Below are 14606 nucleotides of genomic sequence, written 5' to 3'. Positions count from 1 at the left end.
TCTCGACAACTCAAGGTTATCAGAGAGAGGAAAAGGAGTGTATTTTTTTGCCTCCGTTCCATCTGGCGATGGAACGGAGGACACCACCACATTCAGTATAGAGCCATATTATATGATTATGATGAAAGAAAAGAGCGTCTCCGTCAAGAGGCCGCTCTGTATATATACTTAGTTATCAGCAGCAATTTTCAATGTGAGCTGCTTTACTTCTTCTATTGTCTTAGCTCCAGATAATGCCATCGATACAGCAACTTCTTGCGCAAGGTTAGCGAATATCTTCTGAACGCCTGCTTCTCCCTGAAGTGCAAGCGCGTAGGTATACGGACGCCCAAATAAAATCGCATCTGCGCCAAGCGCCAGGGCTTTGATGACATCTGCTCCCCGGCGGATGCCGCTATCAAGCAGCAAGGGGAAATCTGGACCAACAGCTTCGCGTATAGCTGGTAATGCTTCCAGACTTGGTATGATTCCGTCCATTTGTCTGCCGCCATGATTGGAGACAATAATCCCGTCTATTCCGGCTTTTATTGCTTGTTTTGCATCTTCAGGATGAAGGATGCCTTTTAGAAAAATTGGCAGCTTCGTACGTTGACGTAATGCCGTTATATTGTCCCAATGAAGGGATGGGTGATGAAGGTTTTCAATAATTGATTCAACTTCATCCTGTCCATCCTTTAAGCCTTCTTGAAATGCAGGATCCTGGACATAGTTTGCTTTTCCATACCCTTTTTTCAATGGGGAGTACTGATGCCTCATATCATCTTCACGCCACCCGAGAATCATAGTATCCACGGTGACCACTATCGCTTCATATCCGGCTTTTTCTGCGCGTTCTGCCATACTGTAGGAAATAGCATCATTATTGGACCAGTATAATTGAAACCATTTTGGTCCATGAGGAACAGCTTCCGAGACTTCTTCGATAGATCTTGCTGTAACAGTGCTTTGAATGTATGGAATATTCATCGAAGCCGCAACATTTGCAATGGCAAAGTCAGGTTCTTCATGAACCATTTTTAAATGTCCTATCGGAGCGACCATTAATGGGGAAGCATATTCTTTTCCTAAAATACGTATAGATGTGTCTACTTCGGAGACATTACGTAAAAACCTGGGAATAATCGAATATTTCTCAAAGGCTTCTCTGTTTTTTCTTAACGTTTCTTCCCCGCCGGCACCAGAGCGGATGTGGCCAAATACTTCTGCCGGCAGGGCATGCTTTGCTGCAGCTTCAAGCTGTGCAGTGCCAATTGGAAAGGAATCTTGTATGGTTATATGCTCTAAGAAAGAGCCTTTCTTGGATGAGGTTGTCATATTTTTTCCTCCAATTAATCTTTTTTCAATCGTTCGGCGAGTCGGTTTCCAAGAGACTGAAGACCTTGAACGATAATAACGAGCATAATAACCGTAACGTACATGACGTCTGTTTCATAACGCAAGTGTCCAAATCGGTAAGCTAAGTCACCCAGGCCTCCAGCGCCGACTAATCCGGCCATAGCAGTTGCCCCGATAAGGCTGATTGTTGCGATGGTTAATGCAAGAACAATGGCTGGTCTCGCTTCACGCAGCATCACATTCCAAATAATTTGATGTGTCTTTACTCCCATCGCTCGATATGCTTCGATAACACCTTGGTTGACCTCTAACAGGGAGGATTCAATCAGTCTGGCGATATAAGGAGCTGCATTGACAACGAGCGGCACAATAACTCCTTTTACACCAATGGTTACACCTACAATCAATTTGGTGAAAGGAAGCATAAAGAATAAAAGAATAATAAATGGAATGGACCGGATGACGTTAATCAGCAGGTTTAAAGACTGATAAACAAACTTATTTTGCAAGGGTTGTCCCGGACGTGTCAAAACTAATAGAATAGCTAAAATAACGCCGATAATAACAGCGAAAAACAAAGAGATTAAAACCATTTGAAGAGTTTCTATTATGGCATCATAAAACTCTGAACCCCATTGATCAATAAATGCCTGCATGTTAATTCACCCCCAATTCTTCTACTTCTACGCCTTGTTCTTTTAAGAAGGAGAGAGAATGTTCTACTTGATGCTCACTGCCAATCAAATGAACGACAAGGTTGCCGACAATGCCATTTTTTAATTCGATAATATTGGCAGTCAGAATATTCGGCTCTACATAAAATTGCTGTGTTACCTTAGACAACAGCGGCTGACCTGTATTTTCACCAAGGAAGGTTAAACGAATTACTTTGCCTTCTAAATTCAATTCATCAATTAAACGATCCGATAATTTTCGTTGTGAAATGGTATTTAAGAACTTTTTAGTCGTCGGCTGTTTAGGTTTTGTAAATAGTTCTATCGTCGAACCTTGTTCAATGAGGTTTCCATTTTCAATAACATAGACATAATCGCATATTTTTTGGATAACGTTCATTTCGTGCGTGATTAATAGTATTGTGATCCCAAGCTCTGCATTAATTTTTAATAATAGTTCGAGAATGGAATTTGTCGTTTCTGGGTCGAGTGCGCTGGTTGCCTCATCGCTCAGGAGGACCTGTGGCTCCTGTGACAGCGCCCTGGCAATAGCGACACGCTGCTTTTGACCGCCGGAAAGCTGGGAAGGATAAGCATCTTTTTTCTCAGATAAATCGACAATATCTAAGTATTTCATGACTCTTTCCTTAACCTCTGCCTTCGGTACGCCGAGTAATTTTAATGGAATCGCAATGTTATCATAGACACTGGCAGTCCTTAATAAATTAAAATGCTGAAAAATCATGCCGACCTTTTGTCTTGTTTGCCGGAGCTTTTCTTTTGACAGCTTCGTTAAGTCGGTTCCATCAATCCAAACCTTTCCTTTCGAAGGAGACTCCAGTAAATTGACACAGCGAATTAATGTACTTTTTCCTGCACCGCTGTAGCCGATTACGCCATGGATTTCTCCTTTATTGACAGAAATCGTCACATCGTCCAGTGCAGTAACATCCTTTCCTTTTTTGGAGGGGAAAACTTTTGTGACATTCTCTAATTTGATCATCTGCTGTTTTTCCTGCCTTTCTATCATTATGCTGCAGTTGATAGGTAATATTGTTTGCAGCTGTCTTGTCAGAATCGATACAATTTCTAAAAAAGAGCCTCTCTAGGGTAAGAGAGGCTCGAAAATGTAATCTTATTTTCTGCTCTCATCTTTCAAGACGGGTGTCTTGCTGGAATTAGCACCTTTTTTTAAGGTTGCCGAGCTTCAACGGGCCAGTCCCTCAGCTGCTCTGGATAAGAGGTGTGGTAGTAATTGAATTGTATTCTTTAAAAGTATCTTATTTTACAAGTTTCGTCAATATTTATTTTTGAAACAGCTGCAGTTTCTCAATACGTCGAATAGCTTCGCGAATACGATTCTCTTCTACGAGTAATCCGACGCGTATATAACCTTCTCCATTCTTTCCGAAACCATTCCCGGCTGCAACGGCTACATCCGCCTCTTGTAATAAATAATCAGCAAATGTTTCACTTGTAAATGCCGCTGGTACAGGGAGCCAGGCAAAGAAAGAGCCTTTCGGTGCAGTGACTTCCCAGCCGATACGTCTGCATTCTTCTATGAGAACATCTCTGCGCTGTTCATAGCGTTCCACAAGCGAGGTGACACAGCTTTGGTCCCCTAATAATGCTTCCGCAGCTGCCTTTTGAATAGCTGGGAAAAGACTGACAAATAAATGGTCCTGCAGAATATTAATCGCTTCGATCATATCTTTGTTGCCAGCAGCAAAACCGACTCGCCAGCCGGCCATATTATAGGTTTTGGAAAGGGTGTACAGCTCAACGCCGACATCTTTCGCTCCTTTTGTCTGTAGGAAGCTTATTGGCTGATAGCCGTCGAAACCGATGGCTCCATAAGCGAAATCATGAACAACACCGATATCATTTTCCTTCGCTAACGCAACGGTATCTTCAAAAAATTCTTTCGTTGCGACACCTCCGGTCGGGTTGTTTGGATAGTTGAGATATAATAGCTTGGCAAGTTTCTTTTGTTCCGGCGTCAGGGCAGCATAATCTGGTAAAAAATTGTTTTCCTCTAATAATGGAAACGTGTCATAAGTAACGTCTGCTAATGAAACACTGGACAAATAATCTGGATATCCAGGGTCTGGCAAGAGCATTAATTCGCCTTCATCCATAACAGCTAAAGGGAGTTCTGCCAAGCCAATTTTACTTCCGAACAAAATAGCAATTTCTGAAGCAGGATCTAAATCGACATTATATTCTCTTTTATAAAACTGTGCTGCAGCCCCTTTTAATTCATCGGTACCGCGGAAAGGGGAATATTTATGGGCAGCCGGATTTTCGGCGCTTTCCTGAAGTGTACGGATAATATGCGGCGGTGTCGGCTGATCCGGGTTGCCTTGTCCGAGATTGATAATATCTCTTCCTTCTTCCAGGGCTGCAGCGACTTTGCCGGCAAGGGATGCAAAAAATTGAGCAGGAAGCTTTTCTACACGACGGGATAACTTCATCATCTATCGACCTCTTTATACTAGTTTGTGAATTTTATAATTACATCTAATAGTATAAGTTTGCAGTGCGATTGTCTATAAAAAATATGAGAAAACAGCAAAACAAGGCAGGATGGGAATTTTTTCCGTGTCTCTTATTCATCCCTTTTTCCGTTGCATTTCATATGTGAAAGTAGTAAGATAGAAATCGTGTCAAATTATGTTAAATAATTAGATAATTCCAAGAATTATTTGGTTTGGAGGTAGGAGGAATAAAAATGAATACCAAACTGCGTATAGGAAATTATTTAGCAATTGCATTTATGTTATTTGCTTTATTTTTTGGAGCGGGGAACCTGATTTTCCCGGCACAGCTCGGACAATTATCAGGAGATAATATTACCCCGGCTACGATTGGCTTTTTAATCACTGGAGTAGGGTTGCCTTTTCTGGGTATTATGGCAATGGGCTTCTCTGGAAAAAATAATCTGCAGGAGCTTGCCAGCCGTGTCCATCCTGTTTATGGTCTTGGGTTTACGGCGTTACTTTACTTAACAATCGGACCATTCTTTGCAGCTCCAAGAACAGGAACAGTGGCTTATGAGGTTGGTATTGGTCCATATGTAAGCGAAGGATCTCAATCAACGGTTCTCTTGATTTTTACCGGAGTCTTTTTCTTAATTGCCCTGCTTGTCTCGTTATTTCCATCTAAAATTGTTGATAATATTGGGAAATTTTTAGCGCCAGTGTTGGTTGTTTTACTGCTTGTTTTATTGGCAGTTGCCCTCTTTAATCCGATGGGGACGATTCAGGCTCCAGAGGAAGCATACCAGACTTCCGCCTTTTTTATCGGATTTTTAGAAGGTTATAATACGATGGATGCTTTGGCAGCACTGGTATTTGGGATTATTATTATTAATGTTATCAAAGGGTTTGGAATTACAGATAATAATCAAATTCTCTCTGCGGTGACGAAGATAGGCTTAACTTCGACAGCACTGCTGGTTATCATCTATGTAGGAATCTCTTACCTGGGTGCAACAAGTGTGACAGAATTAGGTGTATTGGAAAATGGAGGGCCTGTGTTAAGCGGTGCTGCAGCGTATTACTTCGGTACATTTGGAACGATTTTGCTGGCTGCTATTATTATATTAGCTTGTTTGACCACTGCTATTGGTCTGATTACAGCAAATGCAGAGTATTTCCATACCTTGTTTCCGGCGATTGCTTATAAGCCATGGGTATTCTTCTTTTCCATTTTAACTTTTGTCATAGCTAACTTTGGTTTAGAAAATATTATTGCTTTTTCTACGCCGGTACTTATGTTCTTATATCCGCTGGCAATGGTATTAGTTTTGCTGACGTTCGTATCACCGTTTTTCAACCATTCACGTCTTGTCTACATCCCGACTATTGCAGTTACGTTCATATTTAGTATCATAGACGGTCTTGTAGCGCTTTATCAGTCATTAGAATTAGAGCTGCCTGGATGGTTAGATACGCTTATTGAGACACTAGGCGATACTCTTCCGCTTTATGCAGAAGGTTTGGGCTGGCTTTTGCCGGCAGTTATTGTCGCAGTCATTATGATTATTGTCTCGAAAGTAAAAAAATAAAATAAAACCTGGCTGTTGGATTTTTTTATCTAACAGCCAGGTTTTTTAATTATCATTTTTTCCTGCAATTCCGTAGAAAAACAACTTCATTAATTCTTCTGTCAGCGGAACGAGCTGTTCGATGGCATCTCCTTTTTGTAAATAATCGCTAAACATCTGAAGGTAGACGAAGATAGCTGTATCGCTGATAGCAGGATCAATAAAACCTTCATCCCTGCCCTGTTGAACGAGCTGCATCATTGCTGGAAGTGCCTTTTCCTGGTAGAGACGCTCGATAAAATTACCTGGTATTTTATATTGCTCCATCATATAATTGGAAAATTCTTCGTGTACATCATTTACGATTTGTGCTTCAGAGAAGATAAGCTGCTTCATCTTCTCTTCATACGATATCGGCTTTTCAATGAGTTTATGATATATTTCCCACATTTGATTCGTATAGTAGACAAGCACTTCATGCAATAATTTTTCCTTGCTATCAAAATAATTATAAATGGTTACCTGCGACACATTTGCTTCCTTTGCAATCTTTGAGATGGAAACCTTTTTGATGCCATTTTTTTTAAATAATGCTGCGCTTGTATTTAAAATCTTTTCTTTTTTGATTGATGTTCTGCGTTCAAATCCATCCATAGCCTGTCACCCCCGTAATTATCACAGTGTAACTGGATGGGACTGGGACTGCGGTTACTCGCCCCACCGAAAACCATTGCGATTACTCGTCCCATCGTATAGAGCTGTGTGTCGAAAAGCCCTCACTGAATAAGGTTTTACTTTATCATATCACATTTAGAAATGAAATATAAATATAATAATATTTCAAAACTTATTGACGTAAAATTATTTTATCTATATTATGAAATATATCAGGTTAAATATTTCAAAACTTTCAGGGGAGGATTTCTTATGACTGTACTGCAGCTGGACCGGGTATCAAAACGATTTGGTGATTTTCAAGCACTGGATCACGTGTCAATGGAATTAAGAGAAGGAGAAATTTATGGATTTATCGGACCGAATGGAGCGGGGAAGTCAACAACGATACGTATTTTATTAGGAATGTTAAAGGCAACAGAGGGGCGCGCAACCTTATTTGGGAAGGATGCATGGAAGGACGCTGCAGATATTCATAAACGCTGTGCCTATGTACCGGGAGATGTGTATGTATGGCCCAATTTAACGGGCGGAGAAGTGATTGATGTTTTACTGAAAATGAACGGGAGCTATTCTGAGAAAAAACGTGATGAATGGGTAGAACGATTTCAGTTTGACCCGACGAAGAAAGCAAGGTCTTATTCGAAGGGAAACCGGCAAAAAATTGCTCTGATAGCTGCCTTTGCTTCAGAAGCTGATTTATTTATCCTGGATGAGCCGACCTCGGGACTTGACCCTCTGATGGAGCATATTTTTCAGCAGGGTGTAAGAGAAATGAAAGAAGCAGGGAAGACAGTACTTTTATCCAGTCATATTTTATCGGAGGTCGAGAAGCTTTGTGATCGTGTTGCAATTATTCGCAAAGGAAAAATCATTGAAAGAGGTACACTGGATGATTTGCGTCATTTAACAAGAATGCAGATGCAGGTAGAAACCAGAGAAATTCCAGAAGGATTCGCAAATCTGTCCGGTGTACACCAGTTAGAAGAAGCAGAAGGACAAATTACTTTTCAGGCAGATACAGATCATATGGAGGAGATTATCAACTATTTAAATAAATATGGCGTACGGAAACTAGAAAGCACTCCGCCGACGCTGGAAGATTTATTTATGCGTCATTACGAGGGACGAAGCAGCGAGGAGAATGCGTGATGAGAAAACATATCAAAGGAACGGGGATATTGTTCCCTATTTTAATGAGACAGCATCGACTGCGGCTGCTGCTGTGGCTGTCTGGACTTGTTCTGGTAAGCTGCTCTGTAGCTTATGCGTACCCAGACCTGTATCCTGATCAGGCATCCAGAGAAGCTTATTCCATGACGATGGAAAATCCGGCCATGATTGCCATGCTTGGAATAGGGTATGATCATTACCAGAAGATTGGCAGCTTATTTGCGCTGGAGATGCTATTATTTTCTGCCATTGCGGTGGCTATTATGAATATTTTACTCATGTCGAAGCTGACAAGGGATGATGAGGAGAATGGCATCTTAGAGCTTGTTCAATCTCGATCTGTCGGACGTTTAAGCTATCTAACGGCTTCCTTTATGGTCATGCTGTCTGCGAATGTTTTATTCGTTATCCTGCTTGCGACAGCAATGGGCTTTATGCAGATAGACGGCTTTGGATTTTCTGGAGTTGTCCTTTATAGCAGTCTTTTGGGGAGCTTTGGACTGCTGTTTGGTACTATGACAGCATTCTTTGCTCATTTTTCGGTCACTTCAAGAGGAACTAGTATTTTGGGGTTTGGTGCGTTGTTTTTCTTCTATATTTTACGAGCTGTCGGGGATGTGGAAGCGGCGTTTTTATCTTGGATCAGTCCGCTTGGCTGGTTATCAAGAGCGTATGTTTTTGTGGACAATAACATCTTTCCAATCGGTTTATTGCTGGTAAGCAGTCTGGGACTAGGTATTATAGCATTTATACTGCAGGCAAAACGTGATATAGGGGATGGGTTATTACCTGAACGGGCAGGTTCAGTGCGTGCTTCTGCCTTTTTAAAAACAAAGGTCGGGCTGGTCATCCGCTTACAGAAAACAATGATTTTCATATGGACGATTGGCATCTTGCTGCTTCATATTGTTTTTGCGCTTATATTAGGAGATTTAGAAGCCTTCTTTTTAGAGAATGAAGCGATGCAAGCCTTTTTAACAGGCGAAGGAAATGTCATGGAGCAATTTATTGTTTTATTGATGGCTATCATGACATTATTTATTACGGCGCCGGTAATTATCAGTTTTTTGAGGCTGCGCGGAGAAGAAAAATCCAATCGGACAGAACTTGTATTCAGCAGGGCAGTGTCACGGATGCAGCTGCTGAGGGCTTATCTTGTTCCGGCTATTCTAATTGCGATTCTGCTGCCGATATTACAGGCGTTTGCATTATGGAGTGTGGGAACGGTTATCAGTGAGGACATGATGCCTCTTGGAGATGTCATGGGAGCTTCCGTTGTGTATATTCCAGCGGTTCTGCTTGTGTTAGGCTTGGCTGTTTTATTAATCGGCTGGCTTCCCAGAGCAACTTCACTTGTGTGGCTCTTCCTCGTTTACGGGTTTATCGTCATCTATTTAGGAGATATTTTAGAGCTTCCGGATTGGGTAATAAATCTATCGGTCTATGAACATGTTCCAGTTTACCCCAGTGAGGAACTGTCTTATGCCTCTCTATTGATTCTCTCTGGAATAGGTGTATTATTGATATTTATTGGTGCATGGGGGTATAAGCGACGTGATATAGAAGGATAATAGATAGAAAAATCATGTCTGCAGAAAATTCATACAACGTTTAAATCCGGTATATAATGATAATTTAATGGAAAGTAACCTCTTTAACTCGATTGCCGTAAGGGGTTACTTTTTTTATTTGCAAAATAATAGAATGTGAAAAAGGAAATCAATATGCATTCGAAATGATGTGTACTGTCAAGAAAGAGAAAACCATAGGAAAAGGACATCTGCCGCCTTGAAAAAATAGTCAAGGACACTCTGTGGAAGAAGTTAGAGATAAGGACTTACAATCAATGATCAGATAAATGCAATGGGGATTATACAAGGCTAGTATGTTTATCGAAAAAGTGACATACTTATCTCTTTCCCCTTATAATAGAATGGCAGAGATAATTAGAAAAGCTTGAGACAGGGAGATTTGGTTAAAGCTGCCTATACACAATCTTTCCTGCAAGCTTTACATAACGAGGAGATCAACAATATGTTTCATTTTCATAAGCCAAATAATAAGAGAAATTTGGAACCTAAAGCAACATTGAGTTTAAAAAGCAAAATGATTATTCTGATTAGCCTGTTGATTTTGGGTATTTTTATTCTTCTTACTTGGTTTCTCCACTCGTTTATTTCTAACACCATTGAAGACCAGGTTGGGAAACGTGCGCTAAGCGTAGCTCAAAGTGTCGCTAATATACCAGAAATCAGTTCGGCCTTCGAGTTAAATCATCCTGCTTCAGTCATTCAGGAAATTGTTGCTCCGATTCAGGAAGAAACGGCTGCTGAATTTATTGTTGTGGGAAATAAGGAAGGAATCCGCTATTCCCATCCAGACCCAGGAAGAATCGGGGAAAAAATGATTGGCGGAGATAATGCTCGTGCTTTACAAGAAGGAGAAGCTTATGTATCTCAGAGCGAGGGATCACTTGGATTGTCTATTCGCGGAAAAGTGCCAGTAAGAGATGAGACAGGGAATATCATCGGCGTAGTATCCGTAGGCTTTCTAAATGAGGATGTCCAAAGCATTATAGCGAATCAGAGCAAGTCCCTGTGGCTTACCATGATAGGAATTGTTGTATTAGGTATTGCAGGTGCCATTTTTATTGCCCATCATATCAAAAAGCTATTATTCAATATGGAGCCAAAAGATATTTCTTATTTACTTTTGCAAAAGGAAGCAATATTGCAATCCACACATGAAGGAATGATAGCGGTTGATCATAATGGAATGATAACGATGATAAACAAAGCAGCAAAACAAATCCTGTTTCGTGAGGATCAGCAGTTTGAGCATGTTTCTGGGAAATCAATTGATCAATTCATTCCCAATACGGGTTTATTTGAAGTATTGAAAAGCGGGAAGAGCCAGTACGACAAAGAAATGATATTTGGTGAATCCATTGTTTTAGTAAATCAAGTACCTGTCTATATGGAAGGGGAAATAGCTGGGGCGGTTTCTACTTTCCGGAAAAAAACGGAAATAGAGCATGTGACGCAGGAGCTTCAGCAAATTAAACAGTATGCAAATGCCCAGCGTGCTCAAACACATGAATTTTCCAATAGTTTATATACCATTCTCGGCTTGCTTCAATTAGGGGAGCGAGAAGAAGCCATCGATTTTATTAAAAAGAAAAGAAATATTCAAGAGAAGCAATCGCAAATCTTAACGAAGCATGCAGCCGATCCGGTAGTTCAGGGACTTTTACAAGGGAAAATCAATCAGGCGAATGAGCTTGGGGTGACTATTTCCATCCACCCGGACAGTCAACTCAATCATGTTTACGGCGGGGATAAACAGGAGACATTAATTACTGGAATTGGAAATATGCTTGAAAATGCGCTGGAAGCCGTAAAAGGTAATCAGGAGAAGGAGCGGCAGATTAATCTTTTTTTCACAGATATTGGGGACGATATTGTGGTAGAGGTGGATGATTCTGGTCAGGGTATATCAGAGGAGGCAGCTGCCCATATCTTTGAACAGGGGTATTCCACAAAAGGAGAGAAAAATCGTGGAATAGGATTAGCGTTGACACAGCATGCCGTCCAAAAGCAAGGCGGTCAAATCATGCTGGAAGAAGGAGAAATGGGCGGTGCCTGTTTTGTAATGATTATACCTAAAAATGGGGGCGACTCGGATGAAGGACAGCATACAGGTTCTTATTATTGAAGACGATTTTCGAATTGCTGAAATCAACCGGAGATATGTAGAGAGGGTAGAAGGATATATGGTCCAGGAAGTAGTGAAAACAGGAGAAGAGGCGCTTGCTTTTCTTAAAAAGTGTACGTCTCTTCCACAGCTGATTCTGCTTGATATATACATTCCTGATGTAAAAGGATTGAATCTGCTTTGGCAAATACGTCATCTCTATCATGAAATTGATTTGATTCCTGTTACTGCTGCTAATGAGACAGTAACCATTGAAGAAGCGCTAAGGGGAGGTGCTTTTGATTATATTGTAAAACCTGTCGATGCGGAGCGTTTTGCGCAGTCCTTGGAGCGGTATAAGCAATATCGGAAATTTTTTTCTGCTAAAGAGACGTTAGGACAAATGGAAATTGACGCTTTTACAGGTGCTGCAGACGCCAGCTATCCATCTAATTTGAACAGCATTAATACGACTTTGCCTAAAGGAATTGATCCGATTACGTTGAATGATATCAAACAACTTTTGGAAGCAGATCAAGGGAAAGGGATTACTGCCGTGGAACTGAGCAGTAAAATTGGAACGAGCAGGTCTACGGCACGCCGTTATTTGGAATACCTGGTATCTGCGAAAGAGGTCCAAACAACATTAAAATACGGTACTGTCGGCAGACCAGAACGAGAATATATACTTCGTGAAACTTATGAACAAAATGAATAATATAACAAATAAACAACTTATGAGAAGAAGGTTCCGCCTTCTTTTTTTTCATGCTATTTTATTTATTAATCGAAAAATTTGTTAACGCTTTCAAAAAAGGGCGTAACTAGCTAGTAATTACGAGAGATAATCAATAGTATGAAATAAGGGGAGATAGGGATGTTAAGCTTAATAGGATTTTTAACAATACTGGCAATTGTTATTTTATTGATTCGAGGTAAGGTTCAGCCGATTATTGCGATGGTATTAATACCTATTTTAGGTGCATTTATTGCAGGTTTTGGTTTAGGAGAAATTGGAGAATTTTTTAATGAAGGAATTGCTACTGTAATCGACGTTGCTGTTATGTTCATTTTTGCAATTCTTTTCTTCGGGGTGATGTCGGATGCTGGATTATTTGATCCATTAATTAATAAAATGGTTGCGATTTCCCGCGGGAATGTTATTGCCGTTAGTGTAGCTACTGTATTTATTGCAGCTGTTGCACAGTTGGATGGTTCTGGAGCGTCGACATTTCTCATTACGATTCCCGCACTGCTTCCGCTATATAAACGTTTGAACATGAATCCATATTTGCTGCTTCTTTTGATTGCAGGAAGTGCAGCCATCATGAACATGGTTCCGTGGGGAGGGCCTTTAGGGCGTTCTGCTTCTGTTTTAGGTATGAATATTACGGAATTATGGTATCCTCTTATACCAGTACAAATCATTGGAATGGTATTAATGATTGGTATAGCTATATTTCTTGGATTTAGGGAAAAAAAGAGAATTGAACGGCGCTTTGGGAAAATGGAGGCTGCTGCAGCACTGGAGAATATTGCAGAAAATATAGATATTGACAGCGCTGACGGGGAGAAAAGTTCCCCCAATAAAAATCCGAACGCGCGTCCCAAATTGCTTTGGATAAATACGATTATTACATTAGGTGTTATTGCACTGTTAGTAACTGGGATTATCCCGGCTGGACTTGCGTTTATGATTGGACTTGGTTTTGCATTACCAATCAATTATCCAAAAATGAATGATCAAACGGAGAGAATTAAAGCACATGCCTCAAGTGCTTTAACGATGGCAACGATTATTTTAGCTGCTGGAACATTTTTGGGGATTTTAACAGGGACAGGAATGATGGATGCTATAGCGGAAGATGGTGTGTCCATCATGCCGGAAGCCGTCGGGCCATATTTACATCTGATTATCGGCTTCCTAGGAGTACCTCTTGACTTGCTCACAAGTACAGATGCATATTATTTCGGAATACTTCCAGTTGTGGAACAGATTGCATCAGGCTTTGGCGTAGAATCCGTATCTACTGCATACGCGATGATTATTGGAAACATCGTAGGGACCTTTGTTAGTCCGCTTGCTCCTGCAGTTTGGCTGGCGCTTGGTTTGTCAGGTTTGGAAATGGGACGCCATATCAAATATTCTCTTCCTTGGTTGTGGGGGTTAAGTATTGTTTTAGTAATTATTGCAGTATTCATGGGTGTTATTTAGGAAGGCACTATTTGACACTATATATAAAAGAGACAATCGCTTACCAAAGATTGTCTCTTTTATATGGGGAAGTTTGTGCCTCTTATTATTAGGTGAAACCGAATGACGTTGATTACGAAACAGAAGACGAAAAATTTTATCTGATTAATAAATTTTTTAAGCGATAAAGAAAGGGAATCGAAAGGGTTTAGTTTACTCAGAATGCAGGAATTGTTTAGTTATATACAATTCCTGCATTTTATAAATGGAGGAATCAAAATGGGAGGTTTAGCATGTCAGAACATATAATCAAAAAAGGAAAGGCGAACCTTTGGAAAGGGTACGAAGCAGCTGGAGGAACGTTATTTCTATCGGAAACAGAATTAACGCATCGTCCGCATGCTGTAAATATTCAATCCGGTGTCATCTCAATCGGTTTAGACGAGATTGAGCAGGTAGAAGCAACCGCAAATAAGCTTTTATTTATTCCTATCCCAAATGGCTTAACAGTCACCTTAAGGAATGGGGAGAGGTATCAATTTGTTGTTTTCGGCAGACGGAAATGGATAGATGAAATAGAATATACGATAAAGAATTTTGTTTGAATTTTGATCCGGATAGAATATTCAGGTTTTAAAGAATATATTTACTTTACCGCAGTCCCAGTCAGTTACACTGCGATAAAAAGTAAAGATTTCGCTATTTTGTTACATAATCTGCCAAAATCTTTTAATATTTTCATTTAATTTGTCATTTAGTATATAAATTTCTATCCAGAAGTAGTAAAATAAGAAAAATTAGAATGTTTATTTTC

At 40.3% G+C, this 14606-nt stretch carries 12 protein-coding genes and 1 riboswitch; of the genes, 7 read left to right on the top strand and 5 right to left on the bottom strand.

The window, feature by feature from the left end; translation table 11 throughout:
- Positions 1-168: 168 nt before the first annotated feature.
- From ACFO3P_RS11545 to ACFO3P_RS11530, 4 genes are all read right to left on the bottom strand, one after another.
- Complete coding sequence (locus ACFO3P_RS11545; RefSeq protein ID WP_042531940.1) at positions 169-1314, bottom strand: alpha-hydroxy-acid oxidizing protein; 1146 nt, start codon at positions 1312-1314, stop codon at positions 169-171.
- Between the two features lie 14 nt (positions 1315-1328).
- Entirely contained in the window at positions 1329-1997 is a 669-nt protein-coding gene (locus ACFO3P_RS11540) for a methionine ABC transporter permease (protein WP_139089063.1), read from the bottom strand.
- Positions 1993-3012, bottom strand: coding sequence for a methionine ABC transporter ATP-binding protein (locus ACFO3P_RS11535; protein ID WP_193064031.1), 1020 nt, complete (start codon positions 3010-3012; stop codon positions 1993-1995). The genes ACFO3P_RS11540 and ACFO3P_RS11535 overlap by 5 nt, the downstream gene beginning before the upstream one ends.
- Before the next feature lie 142 nt (positions 3013-3154).
- Positions 3155-3252, bottom strand: a riboswitch (SAM riboswitch).
- A 61-nt stretch (positions 3253-3313) separates the two neighbouring features.
- Entirely contained in the window at positions 3314-4483 is a 1170-nt protein-coding gene (locus ACFO3P_RS11530) for a pyridoxal phosphate-dependent aminotransferase (RefSeq protein ID WP_175297086.1), read from the bottom strand.
- 257 nt (positions 4484-4740) lie between these two features.
- Here ACFO3P_RS11530 and brnQ point away from each other — a divergent pair, with 257 nt between their 5' ends.
- Positions 4741-6078, top strand: coding sequence for a branched-chain amino acid transport system II carrier protein (gene brnQ / locus ACFO3P_RS11525; RefSeq protein WP_042531949.1), 1338 nt, complete (start codon positions 4741-4743; stop codon positions 6076-6078).
- A 45-nt stretch (positions 6079-6123) separates the two neighbouring features.
- Here brnQ and ACFO3P_RS11520 read toward each other — a convergent pair whose 3' ends face one another.
- A complete protein-coding gene (locus tag ACFO3P_RS11520; protein WP_042531951.1) occupies positions 6124-6711 on the bottom strand; it encodes a TetR/AcrR family transcriptional regulator in 588 nt (195 codons plus the stop codon).
- Positions 6712-6984: 273 nt separating this feature from the next.
- Here ACFO3P_RS11520 and ACFO3P_RS11515 point away from each other — a divergent pair, with 273 nt between their 5' ends.
- The 6 genes from ACFO3P_RS11515 (at position 6985) to ACFO3P_RS11490 (ending at position 14397) form a co-directional block, all read left to right on the top strand.
- Positions 6985-7884 carry an ABC transporter ATP-binding protein gene (locus ACFO3P_RS11515; protein WP_042531953.1) on the top strand — a complete coding sequence of 300 codons (900 nt, stop codon included), beginning with the start codon at positions 6985-6987 and terminating at the stop codon, positions 7882-7884.
- Positions 7884-9476 (top strand): ABC transporter permease, encoded by a 1593-nt coding sequence (locus ACFO3P_RS11510; protein WP_042531959.1) that lies wholly within the window; start codon positions 7884-7886, stop codon positions 9474-9476. Before ACFO3P_RS11515 ends, ACFO3P_RS11510 begins: the two co-directional genes overlap by 1 nt.
- Before the next feature lie 463 nt (positions 9477-9939).
- Positions 9940-11619 carry an ATP-binding protein gene (locus tag ACFO3P_RS11505; protein ID WP_193064027.1) on the top strand — a complete coding sequence of 560 codons (1680 nt, stop codon included), beginning with the start codon at positions 9940-9942 and terminating at the stop codon, positions 11617-11619.
- A complete protein-coding gene (locus ACFO3P_RS11500; protein ID WP_042531963.1) occupies positions 11588-12316 on the top strand; it encodes a response regulator in 729 nt (242 codons plus the stop codon). The genes ACFO3P_RS11505 and ACFO3P_RS11500 overlap by 32 nt, the downstream gene beginning before the upstream one ends.
- Positions 12317-12475: 159 nt before the next feature.
- On the top strand, positions 12476-13813 hold the full coding sequence (locus ACFO3P_RS11495; protein WP_042531965.1) for a CitMHS family transporter: 1338 nt from the start codon (positions 12476-12478) through the stop codon (positions 13811-13813).
- Between the two features lie 272 nt (positions 13814-14085).
- Positions 14086-14397 carry a hypothetical protein gene (locus tag ACFO3P_RS11490; protein ID WP_042531967.1) on the top strand — a complete coding sequence of 104 codons (312 nt, stop codon included), beginning with the start codon at positions 14086-14088 and terminating at the stop codon, positions 14395-14397.
- Positions 14398-14606 lie beyond the last annotated feature (209 nt).

The organism is Oceanobacillus aidingensis (genome assembly GCF_042654105.1).
In the GTDB taxonomy this organism is placed as follows: domain Bacteria; phylum Bacillota; class Bacilli; order Bacillales; family Amphibacillaceae; genus Oceanobacillus; species Oceanobacillus oncorhynchi.
This window is presented reverse-complemented; position numbering and strand designations above follow the sequence as displayed.

What these genes read in the sequence shown, in the direction of transcription:
- ACFO3P_RS11510 (WP_042531959.1), top strand. Translation starts at nt 7,884, where the DNA reads ATGAGAAAACATATCAAAGGAACGGGGATATTGTTCCCTATTTTAATG.
- brnQ (WP_042531949.1), top strand. Translation starts at nt 4,741, where the DNA reads ATGAATACCAAACTGCGTATAGGAAATTATTTAGCAATTGCATTTATG.
- ACFO3P_RS11535 (WP_193064031.1), bottom strand. Translation starts at nt 3,012, where the DNA reads ATGATCAAATTAGAGAATGTCACAAAAGTTTTCCCCTCCAAAAAAGGA.
- ACFO3P_RS11505 (WP_193064027.1), top strand. Translation starts at nt 9,940, where the DNA reads ATGTTTCATTTTCATAAGCCAAATAATAAGAGAAATTTGGAACCTAAA.
- ACFO3P_RS11515 (WP_042531953.1), top strand. Translation starts at nt 6,985, where the DNA reads ATGACTGTACTGCAGCTGGACCGGGTATCAAAACGATTTGGTGATTTT.
- ACFO3P_RS11545 (WP_042531940.1), bottom strand. Translation starts at nt 1,314, where the DNA reads ATGACAACCTCATCCAAGAAAGGCTCTTTCTTAGAGCATATAACCATA.
- ACFO3P_RS11520 (WP_042531951.1), bottom strand. Translation starts at nt 6,711, where the DNA reads ATGGATGGATTTGAACGCAGAACATCAATCAAAAAAGAAAAGATTTTA.
- ACFO3P_RS11495 (WP_042531965.1), top strand. Translation starts at nt 12,476, where the DNA reads ATGTTAAGCTTAATAGGATTTTTAACAATACTGGCAATTGTTATTTTA.
- ACFO3P_RS11530 (WP_175297086.1), bottom strand. Translation starts at nt 4,483, where the DNA reads ATGAAGTTATCCCGTCGTGTAGAAAAGCTTCCTGCTCAATTTTTTGCA.
- ACFO3P_RS11490 (WP_042531967.1), top strand. Translation starts at nt 14,086, where the DNA reads ATGTCAGAACATATAATCAAAAAAGGAAAGGCGAACCTTTGGAAAGGG.
- ACFO3P_RS11500 (WP_042531963.1), top strand. Translation starts at nt 11,588, where the DNA reads ATGAAGGACAGCATACAGGTTCTTATTATTGAAGACGATTTTCGAATT.